Below are 23,110 nucleotides of genomic sequence, written 5' to 3' on the forward strand. Positions count from 1 at the left end.
GCGGCGCTTCGCGAAGTGGAACTGGAGACTACTTGGCCTCGTCGTCCTTGACCTCGTCGGAGGCGACCTCTTCTGACTCGACGGCGTCGGCGGACGCCTCGGCCTCAGCTGCGGCTGCCTTGTCCTTGGCGCGCTGGACAGCGACCGTGAACTCGGAGATGTCGACGGCGTCGCCGTTGGTGTCGACGACCTCGGCCTTGTCCAGAACGAACAGGATGGCCTTGGAGCGTGCGACCTCGCCGATCATGCCGGGGAGCTGGTTGTTCTCCTGCAGGACGCCGATGAACTCCTGCGGAGCCATGCCGTACTGGGCTGCCGACTGGATGAGGAACTGCGTGAGCTCGTCCTGCTCGACCTCGACGCCCTCGGCCTTGATGACCTCGTCGAGGAGCACCTGCTGGCGGAAGGACTTCTCGGCGTTCGCGCGAACCTCGACACCGTGCTCGTCGTCGGGCTGGAGGCCCTCCTGCTCGAGGTGGCGCGTGACCTCATCGTTGATGAGCGTCTCCGGCAGCGGGATCTCGACGAGCTCGAGGAGCTGCTCGACGATCTTCTCGCGTGCGGCATCGACCTGCTCGAACGTCTTCTTGCTCTTGGCCTGCGTCTCGAGGTCGGCGCGGAGCTCCTCGATCGTGTCGAACTCGCTCGCGATCTGCGCGAACTCGTCGTCGACCTCGGGCAGCTCGCGGTCCTTGACCGACTGCACGGTGACCGTGATCTCTGCTTCCTTGCCCTCGTGCTCGCCGCCGAGCAGCGTGGAGCGGAAGGTGGTCTCCTCGCCTGCGGTGAGCGTGAGGAGCGCCTCGTCGGTGCCCTCGAGGAGCTGGCCGGAGCCGAGCTCGTACGAGATGCCCTCGGCCTCGTCGACCTTCTCGCCGTCGACCGTCGCGATGAGGTCGAGCGTCACGAAGTCGCCGTCCTCGATCGGGCGGTCTGCGGTGACGAGCGTGCCGAAGCGCTTGCGGAGCTCTTCGAGCTCGGCGTCGACGTCAGCCGCGTCGACGGCCGCAGCCTCGACCTCGACCTTGATGCCGTCGTAGGAGGGGAGCTCGATCGAGGGACGCGAGTCGACCTCGACCTCGACGACGAGGTCGCCTGCGAAGTCGGCGACGTTCGGCGTCTCGACGATGTCGGCCTTCGGGCGACCGAGCGGCTGCACGTCGGACTCTGCGACGGCCTGGTTGAAGAACACGTCGAGGCCATCGGAGATCGCCTGGTCGAGGACGGCGGCGCGACCGACGCGCTGGTCGATGATCGGCGTCGGAACCTTGCCGCGGCGGAAGCCGGGCACCTGGATCTGCTCTGCGATGGTGCGGTAGGCCGAGTCGACGTATGGCTTGAGTTCAGCCGGTTCTACGTTGATCGTCAGCTTGACGCGGGTCGGGTTGATCTGTTCGACCGAGGTCTTCACGTGGGGCATCTCCTGAGATACGTGGGGTGACTGCGCGGATTCGCGCGTGGAGCGGGGTGCGACTGCACGCCGCGCACCACCCAGATGGGCGTATCGCCGCACTGATGCGGCTGCGAACAGCCTACGGCACCCACAAACGACAGCACTCTACCGGCAATCAGGATTCGTGTGGGCGCGGAGGCGCGAGGGCGGATCCGGGGAACGCGCGAGGGCAGGCGGGCGCGCTGTGCGCATCCACCTGCCCTCGCGGCATCCGCTGGTCGGCGCTACCTGGCGTCCTCTCGCTCGGCGGCCTGGACGGCGACGGCCTCCGTCTTGGCCTTCTGGATCTGCTTCTCGCGGGTGCGGGTCCGCAGGTGCTGGATGGCGCTGATGACGATGGCGCCGGCCATGAGCACGTACAGCGCGATGGTGATGGGCGAGTCGACGAGGATGCCCAGGTCACCTTCGCTGACCGCCAGCGCGCGGCGCAGCTCGGTCTCGGCGAGTGGTCCGAGGATCGCGGCGATGAGCACGGGAGCGAGCGGGATGGCGTAGCGCCGCATCACGAAGCCGAACGCGCCGATCGCGAGCGCCAGCCAGAGGTCGACGGGCGACGACGCGATGGCGTAGACCCCGAGCATCGCGAAGCCCGTGATGCCCGCGTACAGGTAGTGGCGCGGGATCAGCAGCAGCTTCGCCCAGACGGCGGCGAACGGCAGGTTGATGATGAGGAGGATGAGGAGCCCGACGAAGAGGCTCGCGAGGAGCGGCCAGACGAGGTCTGCGCTGCGCTCGAAGAGGAGCGGCCCCGGCTGCATCCCGTACTGCTGGAACGCCGCGAGCATCATCGCGGCCGTCGCCGACGTGGGGAGGCCGAGCGCGAGCAGCGCGCCCATCGCCGTTCCTGCGGTGGCGTTGCCGGCAGCCTCGGGCGCGGCGACACCCTGGATGGCGCCGCGCGTGCCGAAGTCGCGGTCGCCGCGGCGCTTCGCGAGGCGCTTCTCCGTGCCGTACGCGAGGAAGGTGGGCACCTCGGAGCCGCCGACGGGGATCGCGCCGAAGGGCACGCCGTAGGCGGTGCCGCGAAGCCACGCCGGGAGGGCCTGTCGGAGCTCGCGAAGGTTCAGGTACGGCGATCCGGACGCGGGGATCTTCGTGAGCCCGCCCTCGCGGTGGATGCGGCTGGCGACGTGCAGGACCTCGCCGATCGCGAGGAGGCCCACCGTCACGACGATGATCGAGATGCCGTCGAAGAACTGCGGCAGGTCCATCGTGAAGCGCGAGGCGCCGGAGGGGCCGTCGACGCCCACAAGGGCGATCGCGAGGCCGATGCCGAGCGCGATGAGGCCGCGGATGACGGAGTCGGCGACCACCGAGGAGATCGCGACGAACGCGAACGCGGCCAGCGCGAAGTACTCGGCAGGCCCGAACTGCGTCGCCAGCTGCACGAGGAACGGCGAGAAGAACACGACGAGCGCCGTCGCGATCGTGCCGCCGATGAACGCGCCGATGGCGGAGGTTCCGAGCGCCTTCGCGGCTCGGCCGTCCTTCGCCATCCGGTGACCTTCGAACGTCGTCGCGATCGCCGAGGAGTTTCCCGGAGTGTTGAGCAGGATGCCCGAGGTCGAGTCGCCGAAGAGTCCGCCGAAGTAGATGCTCGCGAACATGATGAACGCGCCGGTCGGGTCGAGGCTGAAGGTGACGGGGAGCAGCAGCGCGACGGCCATGGCGGAGCCGAGGCCGGGCAGCACGCCCACCGCGGTCCCGAGGACGGCGCCGATGAGCAGCCAGAGGAGGTTGATCGGGGTGAGGGCGACGGTGAAGCCCTCGAGGAGGTGGGTCAGCTGATCCATGGGAGGACTCCGCTCAGGATTCCGGACGGCAGCGTCAGGCCGAGGCCCGCCGAGAACGACAGCTGCACGAGTGACGAGAAGAGGAACGCGACCCCGATGTCGAAGAGGTGGCGCTTGCTGCCGAGGGCGTAGGCGACGACCCAGAACAGCGCGGCAGCCGTGATGATCCAGCCGAGCGGCTCGAGCAGCAGCGCAGTGCCCGCGAGCGCGGCGAAGACGATGCCGAGGGTCTTCCAGTCGGTGCCGTCGCGCTTCTTGCGCTCCTCCCCCGCGGCGGCCGTGACGACGCGGATCTCGGAGGTCGTGTCGATCTGGCCGATGTCCTCGAGCAGCTCCGGTGAGATCTCGAGCATCTGGTCCGCTTCGTCTTCGTCATCGCGTGCTGGCCTGCGGATGACGGTGATCGCGAGAGCGATGGAGACGATGAAGAGGAGGATGACGACGATGGTCGGGAAGAACTGCGGCCCGGGGACTCCCGCGGTTGCCGGGACGTCCATGGTGGCTGTGCCGATCGCGAAGACCGCGGCGAGGAGGAAGACGAACGCGGCGACCCCGAGTTCGCTCCTTCCGTGCCACCAGGAGCGTGGCCCCGTCTGGATGCTGCTGGTAGCTGACCCTCTCGAATCTCGAGAGCGCTGCGCCTCACGCTGGTTCTGCACCTGACTCATAGTCCGAGCTCCTTCACGAGTGCGGTGACCTGGTCGGTCTCGCCGACGAGGAAATCTTCGAAATCGGTACCGGGCTGGAAGCTGTCCGTCCAGTTGTTCCGGTCGAGCGCGTCAGCCCATTCGGGGCTGTTCTCGAGCTCGGTGACGATGGCGACGAGCTCGTCGCGCGTCGCATCGTCGATGCCGGGTGGGGCGACCACGCCCCGCCAGTTGACCATCGCGACGTCGACGCCCTCCTGCTTGAAGGTCGGGATGTCGATGCCATCGACAGGGTCGGGGGCGGAGATCGCGAGCGCCTTGAGGGTGCCGGCCTCGATCTGGTCCCTGAACTCGTTGTAGCCGGAGAGCCCTGCCGCGGTGGTGCTCGAGAGCAGCGACGAGAGCACCTCACCGCCGCCCGAGTAGGCGACGTAGTTCACGTCCTTCGGGTCGACGCCGACGGCCTTTCCGAGCATGCCGCTGAGGAGGTGGTCGATGCCGCCGAGCGAGCCGCCCGCGATCGAGTGGCCGCCCGGGTCCTTCTTCATGCCCTCGACGAACTCGTCGAGGGTGTTGTACGGCGACGAGGCCGGCACGACAAGCGCGTTGTAGTCGTCGGCGAGGCGGGCGATGGGCACCGTGTCGGCGAGCGACTCGCCCGTGTTGGAGAGCACGGTCGCCCCGACCATGACACCACCGGTGACCATGAGCATGTCGTCGCGCCCCTGCATCTGCAGCAGCTGGCTGAGCCCGATCGTCCCACCCGCGCCGGGCACGTTCACGACCTGGGCGTTGTTGACGATGCCGTTGGCTCGCAGCGCCTGCTGCGCTTCGCGGGCGAAGGCATCCCATCCACCGCCGGGCGCCGCCGGCGCCATGATCGTGAGCTTGCTCCTCGCCGATGCTCCGGCACCCGCACTGCTCGCGTCCACGACCGCGAAGCCGAGGACAGCGACCGTGACGATGGCGAAGAGCGAGGTGAGCAGCTTGTTCGGGAGTCTTGTTCTACTCAATGGAGTATTCCTTCCGTTGGCAACGACTCTGTCGCCGCGCTGGTCTGCGCGCTCTCTACGATTGCACCGGGATTGAGCGTCGATGCCTTCTGGCCTTTATGGTCTTTGTGGACACGGAGGTCCGCCGGAGCAGCCGGTGCTCCTCGACGATCGGTGCACGGGGAGGTGTTGGAACGGCATGGCCAATGAACCGCGCGCGCAGCTCCGCGCCCTGCGCGGCCCACGCGTGCTCACGCTCGTCGCCGTGCAGTTCTCGATCGTCGTGATCTGCATGCTCGCGACGCTGCTCGTGGCACTCCAGGTGCAGCACACCTCCATCCGCGAGGAGACCGGCGAGCGCACGCTCGCCGTGGCTATGAGCCTCGCCGAGCTGCCTGCTGTGGTCGACGCCGTCGGCGAACCGGATGCCGGTGACACGCTGCAGCCGATCGCCGATCTCGTCGCGGAGTCCGCGGGCGTCGACTACGTCGTCATCACCGACGACGAGGGCATCCGCATCACCCACCCGGTGCCCGAGCGGCGAGGCGAGATGGTCTCGACCGACCCGAGCGTCGCGCTCGGAGGCGAGACGTTCGTCGGCTCCGAGGTCGGCACGGTGGGTCCGACGCTCCGCGCGAAGGTGCCGGTCTGGCGTGACGGGGTCGTGGTCGGCACCGCATCGGTCGGCATCCTCGAGTCCTCGATCTCCGCGCAGCTGGAGGATCGCATCTGGCAGGTGGTCCCGTGGGTCATCGGCGCGGGGCTCTTCGGGCTCGCGTGCGCCGCCGGGGTCTCCCTGGTCCTCGGCCGACGCTTCGACCATCTCGCGGTTGCAGCCCAGGAGCTCGAGACGCAGCGCCGCTTATCGGCGGCACTGCGCGAGCAGACCCACGAGTTCTCGAACCGCCTGCACGTCCTCTTCGGGCTCATCGAGGTCGACGAGCGGGGTGAGGCCCTCGAGTACATCCGCACGCTGACGCCGGTGGATTCGCTCGCCGCAGATCCAGAGCTCGAACAGGCCCTCTCGGATGCGCCCGTCCGCATCCGAGCGATCCTGGCAGCTGCGAGCGCGCGCCTCTGCGAGCACGGCGGGCAGCTCCACGCCGATGTCGAGAGCGACGACCGGGCTGTCCTCGAGCTCATCTTCGACGACGATGCGGCCACCGTGCTCAGCAACCTCGTCGGCAATGCGACCGAGGCCGTCGAAGCCCAGGGTGCCCGCGGAATCGTGCGCGTCGCCGTCGAGGCGGCACCCTCCGGCTTGCGGATGCAGGTCGACGACAGCGGTCCGGGGGTTCCGGAGGAGCTCAGGAGCCAGATCACCGAGGTCGGCTTCTCGACCAAGGAGACGCAGACGATGGGCGGTCTTGCGATTCCGCGCGGCGTCGGCCTCGGCCTCGTGCGCCGCCTCGCACGGGAACACGGCGGAGACCTCGTCATCTCGGAAAGTGAGCTGGGCGGCGCCCGCTTCGTGGCGACCCTGTCCTCCGCTGGTGCCAGCGGCGCGGGCGGGTCCTCTGAAGCTCCGACTGCTGGGAGGATCGCACCGTGACCGCCATCCGCACGCTCATCGTCGATGACGAGACCGCCGTCAGACGCCTGCACGAGCGAATGCTCGCGGGCGTCGACGGCTTCGAGGTCGTTGCCACCGCAGGCAGCGGCCATGAGGCCCTGGAGTTGGCCGCCAGCACGGAGATCGACCTCGTGCTGCTCGACGTGCACCTCCCGGACTTCAGCGGCGTCGAGGTGCTGCGCCGCCTGCGTCAGCTGCTCGGCGACTCCTTCGATGCCGTCATCATCTCGTCGGCCAACGACCGCCTGTCCGTCGCGCAGCTCGCGACGGCAAGCATCGCGGACTACCTCGTGAAGCCGTTCTCGAAGGCCAACTTCGAGGCCAGGCTCGTCAACTACCGGGACACTCGCGTGGCCGCGCCGAAGCCGGAGGCCGCCGCGCCGCAGACGGCCCCACTCCGACAGCAGGACATCGACGGGCTGCTCGCGCGGCGCGGCGGCGGTCCTGCCCCTTCGACCGACCGGGCAGGCGTCCAGGGACTCCCGTCGCCGACGACGCGGGGCAGGCCCCTGCCGAAGGGACTCTCGGAGCCGACGATCAAGCTCGTCCTCGCCCACCTCGGATCGGAGTGGCAGTCCGCGCTCGACGTCGCGGAGGGGTGCGGCCTCTCACGCGTCACCGCGCGTCGGTACCTCGACCACCTCTGCGCGCGCGGCCTGGCGGTCCTCGAACCGGTCTACGGCAAGCGCGGCCGCCCCGAGCTCCGCTACCGCCGCGCGTCCTGACTAGCTCGTCGGGGTGGGTGCCGCGCCCTCGAAGCTGATGCTCCAGGCCGTGTCCTCGTACGGCTCGACGCGGATGATCGTGGGACCGGCCGGGAAGGGCCTGGTGAGCGACGTGACCTCGCTGATGCTCTCGTACCAGCTGTCAGCGCCGAACGTGTCGATCGAGACGCTCTGCTCCGGTTCGAAGGTGAAGGTCGCGTCCCCACCGGCGCCCGTGTAGAGCACAACCTCCGGCCCGGACCCCGAGTACTGGTCGTCGAAGGAGGGCAGCGTGTCCGTGGAGACGAGCGTCACCGTCCAGTCCCCCTCGGCCTCGATGTCGATGGCGCGGAACTCGTCGTCCGTCCACTCGTTGATGACGGCGAGGCCCGAGTACTCGTCGTAGGCGGAGAGAGAGGAGCCGCCCATCTGCTCGCCGTCGGCGTCGACGTCGTAGATGCGCAGCCGTTCGCCCTCGAACTCGACCTGCAGCAGGCCGATGTCCGCAGATCCGCCCGGCAGGGTGACGTCGAACCGCGCGTTGCCGGTTCCCGAGACAGTGGTCGTCCCGTTGAGATCGAGCGTGCCGGTGCCGCCGGAGAGCTCCGTGACCGCTCCCCGGATCGAGCCACCCGTCGAGCCGATCAGCTGGATCACGAGCGCCACGACCGTCAGGACGAGCGTGATGACGCCGACGACGCGGCGCCCGCCACCGGCACGCAGCAGGCCGATGCTCGCGATGAGCGAGACGACGACGAGCACCCAGCCGATGAACGAGATCCCCGAGATCGCGAAGGTGAGGGCGAGGATGGCGGCGATGACGCCGAACCAGGCTCCCCTGCCCTTCCCCGGCGCCTTCTCGTCGACCTTGGGCCCCGTGGCGTCCATCCTCGGGGTCGAGGACGTCGCCGAGGTCGCGTTCGAAGCACCGGGGACCTGGCTCGCTGGCGCCGCCATCAGGCCGCCCAGCCGTTCTGCCGCGCTGCCCGGACGGCTGCCCGCCACCGCCCGCTGCACATCCTGGACCCGCTTCCCGAGCAGGGCGCTGCTGTCGGTGGCGACGCGCGTGAGCAGCTCGTGGCGGTCTGCGTCAGGGTCGAGCGACTGCGTGAGCTCCTCACCGGGACCTGCGCCCGGCAGGACAACCCCCTGCGACTGCGACTGCTCTGCCGTCTCGCGGCGGATGATCGCGTCGAGCTCCTCCAGCGTGCGCGGCGGGTCGGGCAACCCGGGCGGCGTGGTCCAGTCGCCAGCACCCTCGGGCGCACCATACGGATCCTCCGCAGCGTCCTCGGCCTCGCGCGCCGCTTCCCGCTGCTCGTCCTCGAGCCGCTGCGCGTCGCCCCTGCTGTCCTGCGCCGCCCATTTCGACACGAAGTCCGGGGCACGGTACCCCGTCGGCGCCTGGTAGTCGCGTTGCGAATAGTCGACGGCGCCGTCGTCCTTCTCGGAGTCGTCTGGCGTCGAGTTGTCTGGCACGTGAGCTCCTCGGGGCGATGAACGGGGCAGTGATCGCGCATCCATTGAACTACATGCACTCAGCCGGGCCTGCGAGCGAGTAGATTCTCGAGACCGCCGTCAGAGAAGGAGGGCCCGAATGTCGCAGCTCGCAGACTTCAGCCGTGAGGAGTTCGAGGTCAGGCTCGCGAACACGCGAGTCCGGATGCAGGACGCCGGCCTCGACGCCCTGCTCGTGACCGACCCGGCCAACCTCCACTACCTGACGGGGTACAACGCCTGGTCGTTCTACATGCCGCAGTTCCTCTTCGTGCCGGCCGACGGTGATCTGCTGCTCGTCATGCGGGCCATGGATGCGCACGGCGCGCATCACACCACGTGGCTGCCGCGCGAGCAGGTCGCCGGCTACCCGGAGAGCCTCGTGCATCGCGCCGAGGTGCACCCCATGGACTGGGCGGCCACCGAGCTCCGCGAGCGCGGGCACGCGGCCAGGAGGATGCGCGTCGGCTACGAGTCGGAGGCGCACTTCTTCTCGGTTCGATCCTTCCTGACCCTGCAGCGCAGGCTCCCCGAGTGGGAGCTCGTCGACAGTCGGGAGCTCGTCAACTGGGTGCGCCTCGTGAAGTCGAATGCGGAGCTCGCGCTCATGCGGAGCGCAGCCGCCGTGAGCTCGAACGCGATGGCGGTCGGCATCGAGGCGCTGCGCGGCGGCAGGAGGCAGAGCGACATCGTCGCGGAGATCCAGGCCGCGCAGGCCGCGGGGATCGGCGACGCCGAGGGCGACTACCCGTCGATCGTTCCCATGATGCTGGCGGGCGAGGGCGCAGACACGCCTCACCTGACGTGGTCGAGCGCCGAAATCGTGGCCGGGGAGGCCGTCTCCCTCGAGCTCGGGGGCCCCCACCGCCGCTACCACGCCCCGCTCGCTCGCACCGTGAGCCTCGGGCAGCCGAGCGCTGACCTGCAGCGGGTCGCCGCGACGACCCTCGACGGCTTCGAGGCCGCGCTCGAGCTGCTGCGTCCAGGCCAGACCCCCGAGGCTGCAGTCGCGGCCTGGGATGCGGTGCTCGCGAAGCAGGGGCTCACGAAGGCGTCGCGCCTCGGCTACTCGATCGGCATCGGCTACCCGCCCGACTGGGGCGAGCACACCGTGAGCATCCGCTCGGGCGAAGAGACGGTGCTGGCCCCCAACATGACCTTCCACCTCATCGCGGGTATGTGGATGACGGGCTTCGGCTTCGAGGTGTCCGAGTCGATCCGCATCACCGAGACGGGCGTCGAGGTGCTGACCAGCGCGCCGCGCGAGCTCATCGTGAAGGGTGACGCGTGACCGGGCCGAGCGCAGCCGAGAACGCGGTGCTCGCACGGCTCGACCTCGAGAGCATCGTCGCTGACGCTGCCGAGCTCATCCGCGCGAGGGGCGAGAACCCCGGTGAGACGGAAGCCGCGACCGTCGAGGTCCTCGCATCGCTCTGCGAGCGGGCTGGGGCCCAGGTCACGCTCACCGAGGTCGCGCCCGGTCGGCACAACCTGCTCGCCGAGATCGGCGACGGCAATGGCCCCGCCCTGCTCTTCCTCGGACACAGCGATGTCGTGCCCGCGGGGGCCGGCTGGCTCGGCGACCCGTTCGAGCCGCGCCTCATCGACGGCCAGCTCATCGGCCGAGGCGCCGTCGACATGAAGGGCGGACTCGCCGCCGTGATCGCGGCGATGTCTGCCGTGCACTCGGAGCACCCGGATGTTCGCCTCTCACTGCTCTGCACCGTCGACGAGGAGGACACCGCGACGGGTGCGCTCCGCTACATCGCGGACGCGCCCACAGCGCGTGAGGTGCGGAGTGCGGGCGAGCCGCTGCCGTACACGGCGTGCGTCGTCGCCGAGCCGACCGGCCTCGACACCGTGGTCGCGTGCCGAGGCGCCACGAACTTCATCATCACGCTGCGCGGGGCCGCAGCCCACGCCGGCAATCCGGCTGACGGAGCGAGCGCCATCGCAGCAGCGGCCATCGCCGTGCAGACCATCGAGGACGACGCGAGACACATCGCGCAGCAGGCCCCAGCAGTACCCGGCCTGATCAGCACCGGGAGCTGGAACGTCGGCATGATCGCCGGCGGTCACGGCACCTCGATCGTCGCGGAAGAGTGCACGCTCTACGTCGACCGACGGGTGCTCCCGCACGAGGAGCCGGAGGAGATCCTCGAGGACGTGCTCGCGCGCATCCGGTCGGCGATCGAGACGAGCGGGATGCTGAACGCCGAACGCATCACGGTCACCGGCCAGCTCGACATGGCGATGCCCGGGTTCCTCACCCCGCCCGACTCACCCGTCCCCGGCACGGCGGTGCGGGCCGTCGCCGATGCAGGCGGCACCTCGAGCATCGGCGGATGGAGCGCGGCCTGCGAGGGTGGGTTCATCGCCCGGCATCACGAGATCCCCGTCGTCATCCTCGGACCCGGCGACGTCAAGACGCAGGCGCACCAGCCGGAGGAGCGCGTGCAGGTCAGCGACCTCCTCATCGCCGCGCGCGCCTACGCGCTTATAGCGCTCCGTCTCGGCGAGTCGTCCCGGTAACACCCAGGTGGGCGCGCTGGACTTGGGCATTACCCGTGTGGAACTTTCAGCAAGGAGCCCCCATGTCCTCTGATCAGTCCAACCAAGGGGGCCACAGCGCCACCCTTGCGCCCCTGACGCGCGAGATCGACCTCACCCCCATCCAGCGCAAGACCGCACGAAAGTCAGTCGCCGGTTCCGCGATCGGCAACGCCATCGAGTGGTTCGACTACGGCATCTACGGCTACCTCGCCATCTACGTCTCGCAGCTGTTCTTCACGTTCAGCGACGATCAGGGCGGCGCGCTCGCCCTCATCCTGACGTTCGCGACCTTCGCCGTGTCGTTCCTCGTGCGCCCGCTCGGCGGTATCGTCCTCGGGCCGCTCGGCGACCGCATCGGGCGCCAGAAGGTGCTCGTCTTCACGATCATCATGATCAGCCTCTCGACGGCCGCGATCGGGCTCCTGCCGTCCTTCGACTCGATCGGCTTCGCAGCGCCGATCCTCCTCATCCTGCTCCGCATGCTGCAGGGCTTCTCCGCCGGCGGCGAGTACGCGGGAGCGGCCATCTTCATGTCGGAGCACGCTCCTGACGACAAGCGCGGCTTCTTCGGCTCGTTCCTCGAGTTCGGCACGCTCGCGGGCGCCAGCGCCGCCGCCATCCTGTGCACGACGCTCGCCTTCATCGTCGGCGACGACGGGATGCTCGAAGGCTGGTGGCGACTGCCGTTCCTGCTGACGCTCCCCCTCGGCCTCGTCGCCCTGTGGATGCGCCGCCACCTGAGCGAGTCCGAGACGTTCGTCGACGACGCGCAGCAGCCGGGCGAGAAGCAGTCCGCGATCGGCGCGCTCGTGTCGCTCCTCAAGAACTACCCGATGCAGGTGCTCAAGCTGTTCGGCTTCGTGATCCTCATCAACGTCGCCTTCTACCTCGTGCTGACCTACATGCCGACGTACCTGTCGACGACGCTCGACCAGAGCACCGCCGAGTCGACCTTCTCTCTGGTGGTCATCCAGCTGCTCATGATGGCCGTCATCGTGCCGTTCGGCGCGCTCTCCGACCGCATCGGACGGAAACCGCAGCTCATCGCCGCGAGCATCGGCTTCACGGTGTTCTCGGTGCCAGCGGTGATGCTCATCCAGACCGGATCGCTCATCGCGCAGATCGCGGGACTCGGCATCCTGGGCCTGTTCCTGGTGATGATCATCTCGACGATCTCCTCCACGCTGCCAGCGCTGTTCCCGACCGCGGTGCGGTACTCGGGGTTCGCGATCGGATACAACATCTCGACGGCGATCTTCGGCGGCACGGCGGCCTCGGCCAACACGTGGCTCATCGACCAGACCGGCAACGTGCTCATCCCCGGCTTCTACCTCGCCGGCGCGGGCCTCATCGGCCTCATCTCGGTGCTGACCTTCAAGGAGACCGCCGGGCGCTCGCTGCGCGGCAACGTCATCCCCGGCAGCGACGACTCCGAACGCGTCGCCGCGGGCGAGCACCTCGTCGGCAAGATCAACAAGTAGGCGAGAGCAGCACGTCCGAGCGGCGCGCGTGGAGGCTCGATGCCCCTACGCGCGCCGCTTTGTCGCACGGCGGATGCGTCAGCTCGCGAGGACCCCGTCGATCTGGCCCATCGCCTCCGTCATGCCCTCGGCCATCCCCATCTCGAGGATGCTGTCGAAGTCAGCGGGCGATGAGAACACGGAGACGGTGGTCATGCGGGTGACGTTCCCGTGACCTTCGATCGTGACGGTGCAGCGCATGACCGGCAGCTCGAGGTTCCGGGAGCCGTCATCGTGCGCGAACCCGTTGTCGAACGACAGCGTGCGGTGAGGCTGGATGCTGACGAACTCCCACCATTCGCCAGCAGTGCTGCCGTCGGGGCCGGTCATATGCGAGGACACCCGGCCGCCCGGCTCGAACTCGAACTCGTCCACCGTCGAAGGCCAGGTCGGTGGGCCCCACCAGCGCTCGAGCTGGCGCGGGTCCTCCCAGAGCTGCCAGACCCGCTCCGGCGTCGCGGCGTGCTCGGTGACCACGGTCAGCGTGAGCTGATCCGCGTCCTTCTGCGTGGAGATGACGGGCATGGTCTCTTCCTCTCGATCACTGCTCGCCGGCATCGGCGCGCGCGGTGGGTGTTCCGGTCTGGTCGTCGTCGGCGAGCAGGTCGTCGATGCGGGAGCTGCGGTCGCGCCAGAGCTGCTCGTAGGACTCGAGGAGCCGCGTCGCCCTGGCGATCGTGGCGCTGTCGGCCTGCACGAGCTGCTCCCTCCCCTGCTTGCGCTTCTGTGTGAGGCCCGCCCTCGTGAGCACGGCGACGTGCTTCTGCACGGCCGCGAAGCTCATGGCGTAGGCCTCCGCGAGGCTCGTCACCGACTGCTCTTCGCGGAGCACGCGCGTGAGGATGTCGCGCCTCGTCGCATCGGCCAGGGCCTGGAAGATGCGGCTGACGTCGTCCTCGCTGAGCTGTCGTGTAACCATTTGGTTGCACGTTACGCCTGACTCGCAACTCTTGCAAGGCAAACCGGCTGTGCAGCTCCCTCGTCCGCCGGGCGCATCCGCCAGACTGACGTCATGACCAAGGAACTCACGCGCGCGCAGCTGCTCGGCCTGCGCCAGCGCGCGCAGGCACTCACGGGCGATCGCCTCACGGTCGCGGGTACTGCGGAGCGCTTGCTCGCCATGCAGGGACAGGACCTGCCAGGCGCGCTCTGGTCGCTCGGACTCCGCTCCGGATCGACGATCGGCGAGGTCCGGGCGAGCTTCGACCGCGGAGAGGTCGTGCGCTGCTGGCCGTTGCGGGGGACGCTGCACGTCGTGCCCGCACGCGACCTGCCCTGGTTGCAGCCGCTGACGGCCGACCGCGCACGCGCATCCATGCGCAAGCGCCACCAGGACCTGGGAATCGACGCGGCATCCGAGAACGCCGCCCGGAACTCGCTGCACACCGAGATGGATGCACGCGGCGAGACCCGACGCCTCACGCGCGCCGAGCTCTTCGCCGCCTGGGAACGTGACGGCATCTCGACCGGCGGCCAGCGCGGCGCGCACCTCCTGTGGATGCTGTCGCTCGACACGACCCTCGTCTACGGTCCGTTCACGGGCACCGAGCAGCAGCTGGTCCTCGGCGCCGAATGGATCGCGAACCCAGTGACCCTGGACCACGACGCCGCGGTGCGCGAACTCGTCCAGCGCTACCTGCGCGGTCAAGGCCCAGCGACGCTCGCCGACCTGCAGTACTGGTGCAAGCTGCCGCTCACCACGCTCAGGTCGGCGATCGATGAGCTGGGTGACTCGCTGGCCGGGGTGCAGTTCGACGGAACGCACCACCTCGCCGACGCGGCGGTGCTGGATGCGCGGGAGCGACCGAAGAGCGCCCCGACACTGCTGCTTCCGGGCTTCGACGAGTGGATCCTCGGCTACCAGGACCGCTCGGCGAGCGTGCATCCCGATCACGCCGACCTCATCGTGCCGGGCGGCAACGGGATGTTCCGATCGACAGTCGTGCGCTCCGGCACGTGCGTCGGTCTGTGGTCCAGGAAGACCACGGCAACGAAGACGAACGTGGTCGCGACGCCGCTCGCGGACGGCTTCTCGGCGACCGCGGTGCGTGAGATCACAGCGCAGGTGGACCGCTACGCAGCCTTCCTCGGCGTGGAGGGCACCTTCGAGGCGACCCCGTAAGAGCCCCAGGACGTCCCCCGACGACACCGATGGGGGTGGTGGTTCGTAGACTGCACCGGTGACCCATCCGAGTGAGCCCAAAGCGCCAGCCTCGTGGCGGACCGCGCTCGGGCGGCTCCTCGAGCAGCCGGGTGCCGCGGACGCGGCCGCACAGGCGGCGCCGCACGAGCGGGTGGTGCCCCTCGCGCTGCAGTTCGAGGTGCGGGAGCTCATCCCCCGCACCATGTACCGCTGGAACGGGCCGACGTCGCGCCGAGCATTCACGGGCGAACGTGGCGCCGGCGTCGGGCTCGACGAGCTGCGCCTCGGCGTGCGGCCCGTCATGCAGGGCGTTCGCGGCAAATGGGTCAAGGGCGACCTCACGTGGGCGAAGCTGCAGCACCTCCGCGGTCGCCGCGACCTCGACCCGCGGCACCAGGCCTGGTTCGCGCAGTTCTTCGCCCTGCACCGCGCGGCGCGACCCGCGGAGCCAGGCCAGGACAGCGAGTGGGTGTTCCTGGACGAGGCGACGAGTCCCGTCATGTGGACCATGCTGGGGGAAGCCGTCGGCCTCGACGTCGCCTTCGTGGGCACCGGCAAGCGCGGCAGCATCACCCTCGAGCGCTCATCCAACCTCACGCTGGACGCCCGCAGGACCGAGGACGGCCTCGACGTCGCCCCGCTCCTCCTCATCGGGGATGCGCCCGCCGACTTCGACACGGCACGACCGGTCGGCGACCACGGCGTCTACGCCTTCGATGCTGACAACCCCGACCGCATCCGCCTCGCGCCGAGCGACACGCGTCTCACGCAAGCGCAACTCGCTCTGCTGGAGCCGGGCAGGGCGCACCGAGCGCGGTTCACGGTGCCGAGCACCGATGCCGCAGAGTTCGAAGCGGCCCACCTGCCTGAGCTCGCGGCGCACCTGCGACTGGGGAGCACCGACGCGTCGGTCCGCATCCCCGAACCGGCGCCACCCGAGCTCGTCCTCACGACCACGTTCGGCCCGAGGCACAGCCTGGAGCTGCGCTGGAAGTGGACGAACCCCCGATCGCGAGCAACGCCGCCAGCACTCTCTTCCGTGATCGACGAGGGCCTGCTGCCGCGCGACTGGATGCCGGAAGACGTCGACGAGCCGGGCTCCCTGCCCGCGCGGGTGACGCTCACGCAGATCGACGCGGCTCGCTTCGCCGCCGAAACACTGCCTCGCCTGGAGGCTCTGCCCGGCATCCGCGTCGAGACCGTCGGCACTCCGCCCCAGTACCGCGAGCTCCACGGTGCACCCAACCTGACCGTCACGACCGTGCCCACCGAACGGCACGACTGGTTCGACCTCGGCGTGACCGTCACGGTCGACGGCAAGGTGATCCCGTTCACGAAGCTCTTCAAGGCGCTCGCCCTCGGCAGGCCCAGGCTGCTGCTCATCGACGGCAGCTACCTCTCCCTCAAGCATCCGGCGTTCGAACCCTTGCGCGAGCTCATCAGCGAGGCGCAGGGGCTCAACGAGTGGGAGCCGAACCGACTGCAGATCAGCCGGCGGCACGCGAGCCTCTGGTCGGACTTCGAAGACCTTGCCGACGAGGCCAAGCCGGCGGTGGAGTGGCGGGCGCTGCTCCGCGAGCTGCAGGAGGACGCCCCGTCACGCATCGTCCCTCCCCGCGGACTCCGGGCAGAGCTGCGCCCCTACCAGCAGGAGGGCCTCGACTGGCTCGCGTTCCTCTGGCGGAACAGGCTCGGCGGCATCCTCGCCGACGACATGGGGCTCGGCAAGACGCTGCAGACGCTCGCGCTTGCACAGCACGCACGCGAAGAGGCGCCGGAGGGCCACGAGCCCGCGCCGCTCCTGGTCGTCGCACCCACGTCCGTCGTCGCGAACTGGGCCTCGGAGGCGGCGAGGTTCACCCCAGAGCTGGTGACGCGCATCGTCGATGCGACGCAGGCCTCCTCGGGCCGACGGATCGCCGATGTCGCAGCCGGGGCGAGCATCGTCGTCACGAGCTACGCGCTCTTCCGCCTCGACTTCGAGGCCTACCGCGCCGTCGCCGAGGAGACGGGATGGTCAGGCCTGGTGCTCGACGAAGCACAGTTCGTCAAGAACGCGAACTCCCTCGTCAGCGAGTGCGCGCGCGAGCTGGAGGTGCCGTTCAAGCTCGCGATCACGGGCACCCCGCTCGAGAACTCCCTCACCGAGCTTCACGCGCTGCTCGCCATCACCGCCCCCGGCCTGTTCCCCTCAGCGCGACGATTCGGCGAGGAGTACGTGCGCACGATCGAGGGCAAGCGGCAGGGGGTGAGCGAGGGCGTCGGCGCGGGCCTCAGCGAGCCGGCGAGCGCCGAGGTGCGGGCCAAGCGGCTCGCACGACTCCGCGCGCGCATCCGCCCCTTCCTGCTCCGCCGCACCAAGGAGCGCGTCGCGCCCGAGCTGCCGGAGAAGCAGGAGCAGACGCTGTTCATCGAGCTGAGCGAGGAGCACCGCGAGCTCTACGACCTCTACCTGCAGCGGGAGCGTCAGAAGCTCTTCGGCCTGCTCGAGGACCTCGACAAGAACCGCTTCACGGTGTTCCGCTCGCTCACGCTCCTCAGACTGCTCGCCCTCGACCCCGCGCTCATACACGCCGGGCTCGACGGCATGGCACCGGGAGACGTCCCGTCGAGCAAGCTCGATGCCCTCCTCGAGCACCTCGCCGATGTCGCCGCCGAGGGGCACCGTGCGCTGGTGTTCAGCCAGTTCACCTCCTACCTGAAGCTCGTCGCCGCACGCCTCGAGGCCCAGGGCATCCCGTACGTCTACCTCGACGGCACGACGACGAAGCGGGCCGACGTGATCGCCTCGTTCAAGGAGGGCACGGCCCCCGTGTTCCTCATCAGCCTGAAGGCGGGCGGCTTCGGTCTGAACCTGACGGAGGCCGACTACGTCTTCCTGCTCGACCCCTGGTGGAACCCCGCGAGCGAGGAGCAGGCCATCGACCGCACGCACCGCATCGGGCAGCAGCGACGCGTCATGGTCTACCGGATGATCGCCGAGGGCACGATCGAGGAGAAGGTCATGGCGCTCAAGGAGCGCAAGGCGAGGCTCTTCGATGCGGTGATCGACGACGACGAGCTCTTCAGCACCGAGCTCTCCGCCGATGACATCCGAGACCTGCTGGTGTAGGCCGTCCGGGAAGAAGCGAGCACCGACGAGAAAATCCCGGCAGCCCTGCGTGGGCTGACCGGGATTTCGCTGGAGGGGCTGACGAGAATCGAACTCGCATCATCTGTTTGGAAGACAGAGGCTTTACCACTAAGCTACAGCCCCGAATCGGGACGAAGAGAATGCTACCGCATGTTGGAGTTGTCCGTGAACTCGCACCCCGCCCCGCGCGTCGCAGCGGGCCGTGTGGTCTGCGACACCCCGCGCGTCCGGTAGCATTACCTGCGGTTCGCCGAGCGATCGGCACCGGGGTGTAGCTCAGCTTGGTAGAGCGCCCGCTTTGGGAGCGGGAAGTCGCAGGTTCGAATCCTGTCACCCCGACCAGACCCGCCAAGGCCCCCTCTCGAGGGGGCCTTTCGCGTTCCCCTCATGTGCCGTTCATAGACGCCTCACATGCATGCCGGGTGGTCCACATATGGATCGTCGTTATCTTCCTGTTATCTGCACGTCGGCGTGATGAGGCTTCGTCGCACCGTCGGCGGCCGAGGCGTTGCAGTGAAGGCCATCCGCGGCGCCCCAGCGCACTCCGAGAGGAACACCATTGCAGTCAGACCTGGCCCGCCCCAACAGCCCGCACTCCGTTCCGCTCACGGCGGTCGCTGACGCGACCGGTGGGTCGGTCTCCGCGGCGAGCGCGCACGTCGAGGTCACCGGTGTGTCCAGCGACTCCCGTCGCATCCGACCCGGGGATCTCTACGTCGCCATTCCCGGCGCACAGCGGCACGGCGCCGAGTTCCTGCCCGCCGTCGTGCGCGCCGGAGCCGTCGCCGTCCTGTCCGACTCGGCAGGGGCCGCCCTGGCGGCCGAGCACGGGCTTCCTGCCATCGTCGTCGAGAACCCGCGCGCGGTGATGAGCATCGCCGCCGCGACGGTCTTCGGAACCGATACCACAGCTCCCCCGCTCTTCGCCGTGACCGGCACCAACGGCAAGACGACGACCAGCTACCTGCTGCACGCGCTCTTCCTCTCGCTCGGCCTCAAGGCGGGCCTCTCCGGAACCGTCGAGCGCATCGTCGGCGACGCGCGACTCGAGACCCGCCTCTCCGGCCGCCTCACGACCCCAGAGTCGGACTACCTGCACGGTCTCGTCGCCCGCATGACCGAGGACGACGTGCAGGCGGCGGCAATCGAGGTCTCCTCGCACGGGCTCGACGGCGCCCGCGTCGACGGTCTGCCCTTCGAGAGCGCGATCTTCACGAACCTCTCGCAGGACCACCTCGACGTCTATGGCACGCTCGAGAACTACTTCGCCTCGAAGCTCACGCTCTTCACCCCCAGGCACGCCAAGCGCGGCGTCATCGCGGTCGAGGACGAGTGGGGTCGTCGCGCGGCCCGCGAGGCGCAGATCCCCGTCGTCACGGTCGCTCGGGACACGGCGGAGGGCGCGGACATCGCTGACTGGCTGCTCCACATCGACGCCGAGGGCCTCGAGCGCACCGACTTCACCCTTCGCGGACCGAACGGTGAGGAGCTCACCTCCAGCATCGGCCTGCCGGGGGCCTTCACGGCCCTCGATCTGTCGCTGGCGATCGTGGCCGCCATCGGCGCCGGACTCGCCTCCCTCGACGAGATCCGCGAAGCGCTTGCCGCCACCGACGGCCTCCACCCGGTTGTCCCCGGCCGCCTCGACCTCGTGTCGGGCGACTCCGAGCTGCGCGTCTACGTCGACTACGGCCACACGGCGGCCTCGTTCCGCGCCGTGCTGCACGCGCTCCGCCCCTTCACGCCAGGCCGACTCTTCATGATCTTCGGCGCAGACGGGGACCGCGACAAGGGCAAGCGGCCCGAGATGGCCCGCGCCGCAAGCGAGGAGTCGGATGTCGTCATCGTCACCGACTACAACCCGCGCACGGAAGACCCGGACGACATCCGCCGCACGCTCGTCGAGACGATCCGCGCGGAGTTCCCCGAGCGGGAACTGTACGAGATCGCCGACTCGGCAACCGGCATCAACCACGCCATCGCGATGGCGGAGGTCGGCGACCTGATCTTCATCGGCGGCCACGGCCATCGGGCTGATGTCGAGGTCGACGGCCGCATCGTCCCCTACTCCGCCAGGGAGGCGGCGGCGAGCGCACTGCGCGAGCACGGCTGGCTGCAGCAGCAGGGCGCACCCGCCGCCTTCACGGCTGTGGATGCGGACAGCGCCTCACGCACGCAGCGCGTTTCCTAGCCTCGTTCCGTCGCAGACCTGGGCCTCCTGCATCCGAATCGCAGCTCGTGGATGCGGGAAGCCCAGGTCTGCACCCCCGCGAGGCCAGCCCGCCCGGGCACCCGGGGCACCCTAGCGGTCGGAGACAGCCTCGAAGTCGCCCCGGTCTCGGGCCGCGAGGAGCTCCGCGTAGTCGAGGGCGGACTGCTCGGCGTAGCCGACGGCCCACTCCGCCATCGCCCCGTCGAACGACCCGCTCTTGCCGAGGTAGCCGGCGATCATGGGGGCGATCGGGCTCTGCGCGTGCGCACGGGCCAAGATCGTCCCGCATGCCTCGCCGTACTTGGAGAACTCCGACGGGGTGAGCTGCTCGAGCTCGACCGAACCCTTCATGTCCCTGAACTGCCGGACGTAGAAGTCGCGCTCGATCCCATCTTCGCCCGCGAAGCGAAGGTAGCCGAGGAAGGGGTCGGAGACGGCCTGCAGGATGCGCTGGCAGCTCACGACCCGGTACCCCTCGCCGAGCTCGTCGTACTCGGCGCGCGTCCGCGCCTGCAGGAGCCGCCGCGGGTCGACGTCCCCGTAGGTCTCGAGCACCGACGCCGGCGCCTCCTTCACCTGCAGTACCAGCGCCTCACCCGCGGGCCCCGTCAGGATCAGGATGAAGCACCGCGTGCCGACGCTGCCGACGCCGACGGCCCTACGCGCGACGTCCGTGAGCGTGAAGTTGCCGAGCAGGAACGCCACGTCGGTGCCCACCGTGGCGCGGTACTGCTCGAAGAGCTCCTCGACGCGCGCCTCCGACTCCGGGGGGACGTGCGTCATCACGGGCGGGTTCTCCACGATGAGCCGCGTCCCGTCGGCCGCCCGCTCGGTGAGCTTGTCCACAAACTTCTGGGACGTGCGCTTCCTCGCGCTCTTCGTCGCCTTCGCGAGAACATCCTGCGCCTCCGTGCGGAACGACGGGTGCGCCACGTCCGTGTCGAGCCGAAGGTAGTACCGGTCGAGCGCCGAGTGGCCGACCATCTCACGCATCCCCTCCCGGTAAGCGGCCGCCGTCTTCCTCGCCGCCTTCCTCGTCTTCTCCTCGGTCAGCCCAAGGTCGCGGGCACCCACGACGATGCTCGCGACGAGCCGCTTGAGATCCCACTCCCACGGTGCTGACGCCGCTTCGTCGAAGTCGTTGAGGTCGAACACGAGCGTGCGCTGGGGCGAGGCGAAGAGTCCGAAGTTGCTGAGGTGGGCATCGCCGCACGCCACGACCTGGATGCCCGTGCTCACGCCCTGCGCGAGGTCGTGCGCCATGATCGCGGCAGTACCCCGGTAGAACGTGAAGGGGCGCTCGAGCATCCGACCCATGCGCAGCGGCACGAGATCGGGCAGTCTCGCCGCGTTCTGCTCGGCGAGGATTGCCTTCGGGTCGCGCTCTCCTGCGACGAAGATGGCATGCTCGACGTGCGGTTGCGTCTTGCGGAGCGCCTTGCCCGCCGCGTAGAGCTCGTCACGGCTCGGGCGCGGCGCGCGGTCACGCTGCAGGCGGCTGAGATGTGTCGGCATCGGGGTGGCCTTCCTCGTCGAAGCGTCGAGCTGGAGCCCGGTCTGGCACAGTGTCTCGCGATTCAGTGAACGCCGAAAGACGCAGGCTCCACCCCGAGAGCCATCACGACACGATGTCGTAGGTGACCCACGACGTCTCTGCAGCAACCGCGTCGTACAGGCGGCGCGCCGTCGTGTTGTCCTCCGCGGTGATCCAGCGCACGACGCTCAAGCCGGATTCCCGCGCATAGTCGCCGAGGTGCAGCAGCAGCGCCCTCCCGGCGCCGCCTCCGCGAACCGCCGTCGAGGTGAAGAGGTCATCAAGGTACAGCCCCGTCGTCGCAGACAACGGGCGAGCGAAGCGGCGCACGTGTGCAAGCCCGCCCAGGCGTCCCTGCTCGTCGACCGCGACGAAACCGTGCGTCTCGTGCGCCTCGTCACCGAGCCAGGACCAGACCACATCCAACTTCGACTCGTCGGCCGGCACCCCGTAGAACTCACGGTAGCCCCGATAGAGCTCGCGCCACTGGGGCTCGTCAGCGGACGTCACAGGGCGCACATTCCAGTCAGTCATGCCGCAAGTCTCCGCCTCCACGGCCGCATGCGAAAGTCGAAGAGGCGTGAAGGGGACCCTGAACAGCTCACGGTTGGACGTACCCGCCCCGGAGACGTAGAGTCTCCGCCGTGGATCTGTTCAAGTACCTCCGCCCAGCCTCGACCACACCCCAGGCCGAGCACCAGCCGCACGGCGTTCACAACCCGCGGGAAACCCTCCGCGCCAAGACCGTCGAGCTCATCCGTCCCGGCTTCGTGTCTCTCGACGAGGCCCTCGAGACGGCAGGCTCATTCGCTGAGGATGAAGCGCTGCCCGTCCGCGCCGACGAGATCGAGCGAATCGTCACCGCGACCTGGGATGACCTCGCCGACTGCCAGCGCGACTGGTCCAGCGAGGGCGACTACGAGAAGCTCCGTGCCGCATTCGCCGACCTGGAGCGAGCCGGTGTCGTCGCCCGCATGAACTTCGCCTGCTGCCAGAACTGCGGACACGCCGAGATCGAGGGCGAGAAGCTCACGGAAGCCCAGAGCGGGTACGTCTTCTTCCACCAGCAGGACGCTGAACGCCTCGCCGGCGACGACGCGCAGCTCCTCCTCGCATTCGGGCTCTTCGCGTCGCACGACGCAGGGACGGCCGACGAGCGTGCTGACGCTGAGCGCCAGCTCGGGCGCCTGATCGTCGCGACGATGCGCAGCAACAGCCTTGCTGTGGACTGGGATGAAGAGCCCTCGAGCCGCATCTCGGTGTCGATCAGCAACTGGCGAAAGCGCCTCCCGCTCGTCAGCGCCTGACCGGCGCACCACCTTCGGCCCCGGCAACCACGGGCTGCATTCCTGCGGG

Annotated in this window: 18 protein-coding genes and 2 tRNA genes; 10 read left to right on the plus strand and 10 right to left on the minus strand. The window is 69.2% G+C overall.

Annotation, left to right across the window (positions count from 1 at the left end):
* Window positions 1-28 precede the first annotated feature (28 nt).
* The 4 genes from tig to ACQFZP_RS13050 form a co-directional block, all read right to left on the minus strand.
* A complete protein-coding gene (gene tig, locus ACQFZP_RS13035; RefSeq protein WP_218855259.1) occupies window positions 29-1,420 on the minus strand; it encodes a trigger factor in 1,392 nt (463 codons plus the stop codon).
* A 257-nt stretch (window positions 1,421-1,677) separates the two neighbouring features.
* Complete coding sequence (locus tag ACQFZP_RS13040; protein ID WP_104253103.1) at window positions 1,678-3,246, minus strand: tripartite tricarboxylate transporter permease; 1,569 nt, start codon at window positions 3,244-3,246, stop codon at window positions 1,678-1,680.
* Window positions 3,234-3,914, minus strand: a complete 681-nt coding sequence (locus ACQFZP_RS13045) for a tripartite tricarboxylate transporter TctB family protein (protein ID WP_179557493.1) — start codon at window positions 3,912-3,914, stop codon at window positions 3,234-3,236. Before ACQFZP_RS13045 ends, ACQFZP_RS13040 begins: the two co-directional genes overlap by 13 nt.
* A complete protein-coding gene (locus ACQFZP_RS13050) occupies window positions 3,911-4,906 on the minus strand; it encodes a Bug family tripartite tricarboxylate transporter substrate binding protein (protein WP_179557492.1) in 996 nt (331 codons plus the stop codon). The genes ACQFZP_RS13045 and ACQFZP_RS13050 overlap by 4 nt, the downstream gene beginning before the upstream one ends.
* Before the next feature lie 178 nt (window positions 4,907-5,084).
* On the opposite strand from ACQFZP_RS13050, the gene ACQFZP_RS13055 reads away from it, so the two are divergent.
* Complete coding sequence (locus ACQFZP_RS13055; RefSeq protein ID WP_179557491.1) at window positions 5,085-6,437, plus strand: sensor histidine kinase; 1,353 nt, start codon at window positions 5,085-5,087, stop codon at window positions 6,435-6,437.
* Window positions 6,434-7,183: a response regulator gene (locus tag ACQFZP_RS13060; RefSeq protein WP_179557490.1), complete on the plus strand. Its 750-nt coding sequence runs from the start codon at window positions 6,434-6,436 to the stop codon at window positions 7,181-7,183. The genes ACQFZP_RS13055 and ACQFZP_RS13060 overlap by 4 nt, the downstream gene beginning before the upstream one ends.
* On the opposite strand, the gene ACQFZP_RS13065 is transcribed toward ACQFZP_RS13060, so the two are convergent.
* On the minus strand, window positions 7,184-8,641 hold the full coding sequence (locus tag ACQFZP_RS13065; RefSeq protein ID WP_179557489.1) for a hypothetical protein: 1,458 nt from the start codon (window positions 8,639-8,641) through the stop codon (window positions 7,184-7,186).
* Between the two features lie 118 nt (window positions 8,642-8,759).
* Between ACQFZP_RS13065 and ACQFZP_RS13070 the strand changes: the two genes are divergently transcribed.
* The 3 genes from ACQFZP_RS13070 to ACQFZP_RS13080 all read left to right on the plus strand — a co-directional run bounded on the left by ACQFZP_RS13070 (window position 8,760) and on the right by ACQFZP_RS13080 (window position 12,693).
* The gene (locus ACQFZP_RS13070; RefSeq protein WP_211891621.1) at window positions 8,760-9,950 is read left to right on the plus strand and encodes a M24 family metallopeptidase; all 1,191 of its coding nucleotides are present in this window, start codon (window positions 8,760-8,762) and stop codon (window positions 9,948-9,950) included.
* On the plus strand, window positions 9,947-11,191 hold the full coding sequence (locus tag ACQFZP_RS13075) for a M20 family metallopeptidase (protein WP_211891622.1): 1,245 nt from the start codon (window positions 9,947-9,949) through the stop codon (window positions 11,189-11,191). The genes ACQFZP_RS13070 and ACQFZP_RS13075 overlap by 4 nt, the downstream gene beginning before the upstream one ends.
* Window positions 11,192-11,253: 62 nt before the next feature.
* Window positions 11,254-12,693, plus strand: coding sequence for an MFS transporter (locus ACQFZP_RS13080; RefSeq protein WP_104311428.1), 1,440 nt, complete (start codon window positions 11,254-11,256; stop codon window positions 12,691-12,693).
* 78 nt (window positions 12,694-12,771) lie between these two features.
* On the opposite strand, the gene ACQFZP_RS13085 is transcribed toward ACQFZP_RS13080, so the two are convergent.
* Both ACQFZP_RS13085 and ACQFZP_RS13090 read right to left on the minus strand, forming a co-directional pair.
* Window positions 12,772-13,257 (minus strand): SRPBCC family protein, encoded by a 486-nt coding sequence (locus ACQFZP_RS13085; RefSeq protein WP_104311427.1) that lies wholly within the window; start codon window positions 13,255-13,257, stop codon window positions 12,772-12,774.
* Window positions 13,258-13,273: 16 nt separating this feature from the next.
* Window positions 13,274-13,651: an ArsR/SmtB family transcription factor gene (locus ACQFZP_RS13090; RefSeq protein ID WP_104311426.1), complete on the minus strand. Its 378-nt coding sequence runs from the start codon at window positions 13,649-13,651 to the stop codon at window positions 13,274-13,276.
* 93 nt (window positions 13,652-13,744) lie between these two features.
* Between ACQFZP_RS13090 and ACQFZP_RS13095 the strand changes: the two genes are divergently transcribed.
* Both ACQFZP_RS13095 and ACQFZP_RS13100 read left to right on the plus strand, forming a co-directional pair.
* Window positions 13,745-14,854 carry a winged helix DNA-binding domain-containing protein gene (locus ACQFZP_RS13095; protein WP_211891623.1) on the plus strand — a complete coding sequence of 370 codons (1,110 nt, stop codon included), beginning with the start codon at window positions 13,745-13,747 and terminating at the stop codon, window positions 14,852-14,854.
* 58 nt (window positions 14,855-14,912) lie between these two features.
* Window positions 14,913-17,987 carry a DEAD/DEAH box helicase gene (locus ACQFZP_RS13100; RefSeq protein ID WP_211891624.1) on the plus strand — a complete coding sequence of 1,025 codons (3,075 nt, stop codon included), beginning with the start codon at window positions 14,913-14,915 and terminating at the stop codon, window positions 17,985-17,987.
* Window positions 17,988-18,057: 70 nt separating this feature from the next.
* On the opposite strand, the gene ACQFZP_RS13105 is transcribed toward ACQFZP_RS13100, so the two are convergent.
* Window positions 18,058-18,131 (minus strand) — tRNA-Gly (locus tag ACQFZP_RS13105).
* Window positions 18,132-18,273: 142 nt separating this feature from the next.
* Between ACQFZP_RS13105 and ACQFZP_RS13110 the strand changes: the two genes are divergently transcribed.
* Window positions 18,274-18,350, plus strand: a tRNA-Pro gene (locus tag ACQFZP_RS13110).
* A 217-nt stretch (window positions 18,351-18,567) separates the two neighbouring features.
* Entirely contained in the window at window positions 18,568-20,199 is a 1,632-nt protein-coding gene (locus tag ACQFZP_RS13115) for a Mur ligase family protein (protein WP_211891625.1), read from the plus strand.
* A gap of 111 nt (window positions 20,200-20,310) precedes the next feature.
* On the opposite strand, the gene ACQFZP_RS13120 is transcribed toward ACQFZP_RS13115, so the two are convergent.
* Window positions 20,311-21,735: a DUF2252 domain-containing protein gene (locus ACQFZP_RS13120; protein ID WP_211891626.1), complete on the minus strand. Its 1,425-nt coding sequence runs from the start codon at window positions 21,733-21,735 to the stop codon at window positions 20,311-20,313.
* Between the two features lie 103 nt (window positions 21,736-21,838).
* The gene (locus tag ACQFZP_RS13125; RefSeq protein WP_104311421.1) at window positions 21,839-22,288 is read right to left on the minus strand and encodes a GNAT family N-acetyltransferase; all 450 of its coding nucleotides are present in this window, start codon (window positions 22,286-22,288) and stop codon (window positions 21,839-21,841) included.
* Between the two features lie 110 nt (window positions 22,289-22,398).
* Between ACQFZP_RS13125 and ACQFZP_RS13130 the strand changes: the two genes are divergently transcribed.
* Window positions 22,399-23,061, plus strand: a complete 663-nt coding sequence (locus ACQFZP_RS13130) for a DUF6891 domain-containing protein (RefSeq protein ID WP_211891627.1) — start codon at window positions 22,399-22,401, stop codon at window positions 23,059-23,061.
* Window positions 23,062-23,110 lie beyond the last annotated feature (49 nt).

Source organism: Pseudoclavibacter sp. Marseille-Q434 (assembly GCF_050315415.1).
Lineage (GTDB): Bacteria > Actinomycetota > Actinomycetes > Actinomycetales > Microbacteriaceae > Pseudoclavibacter.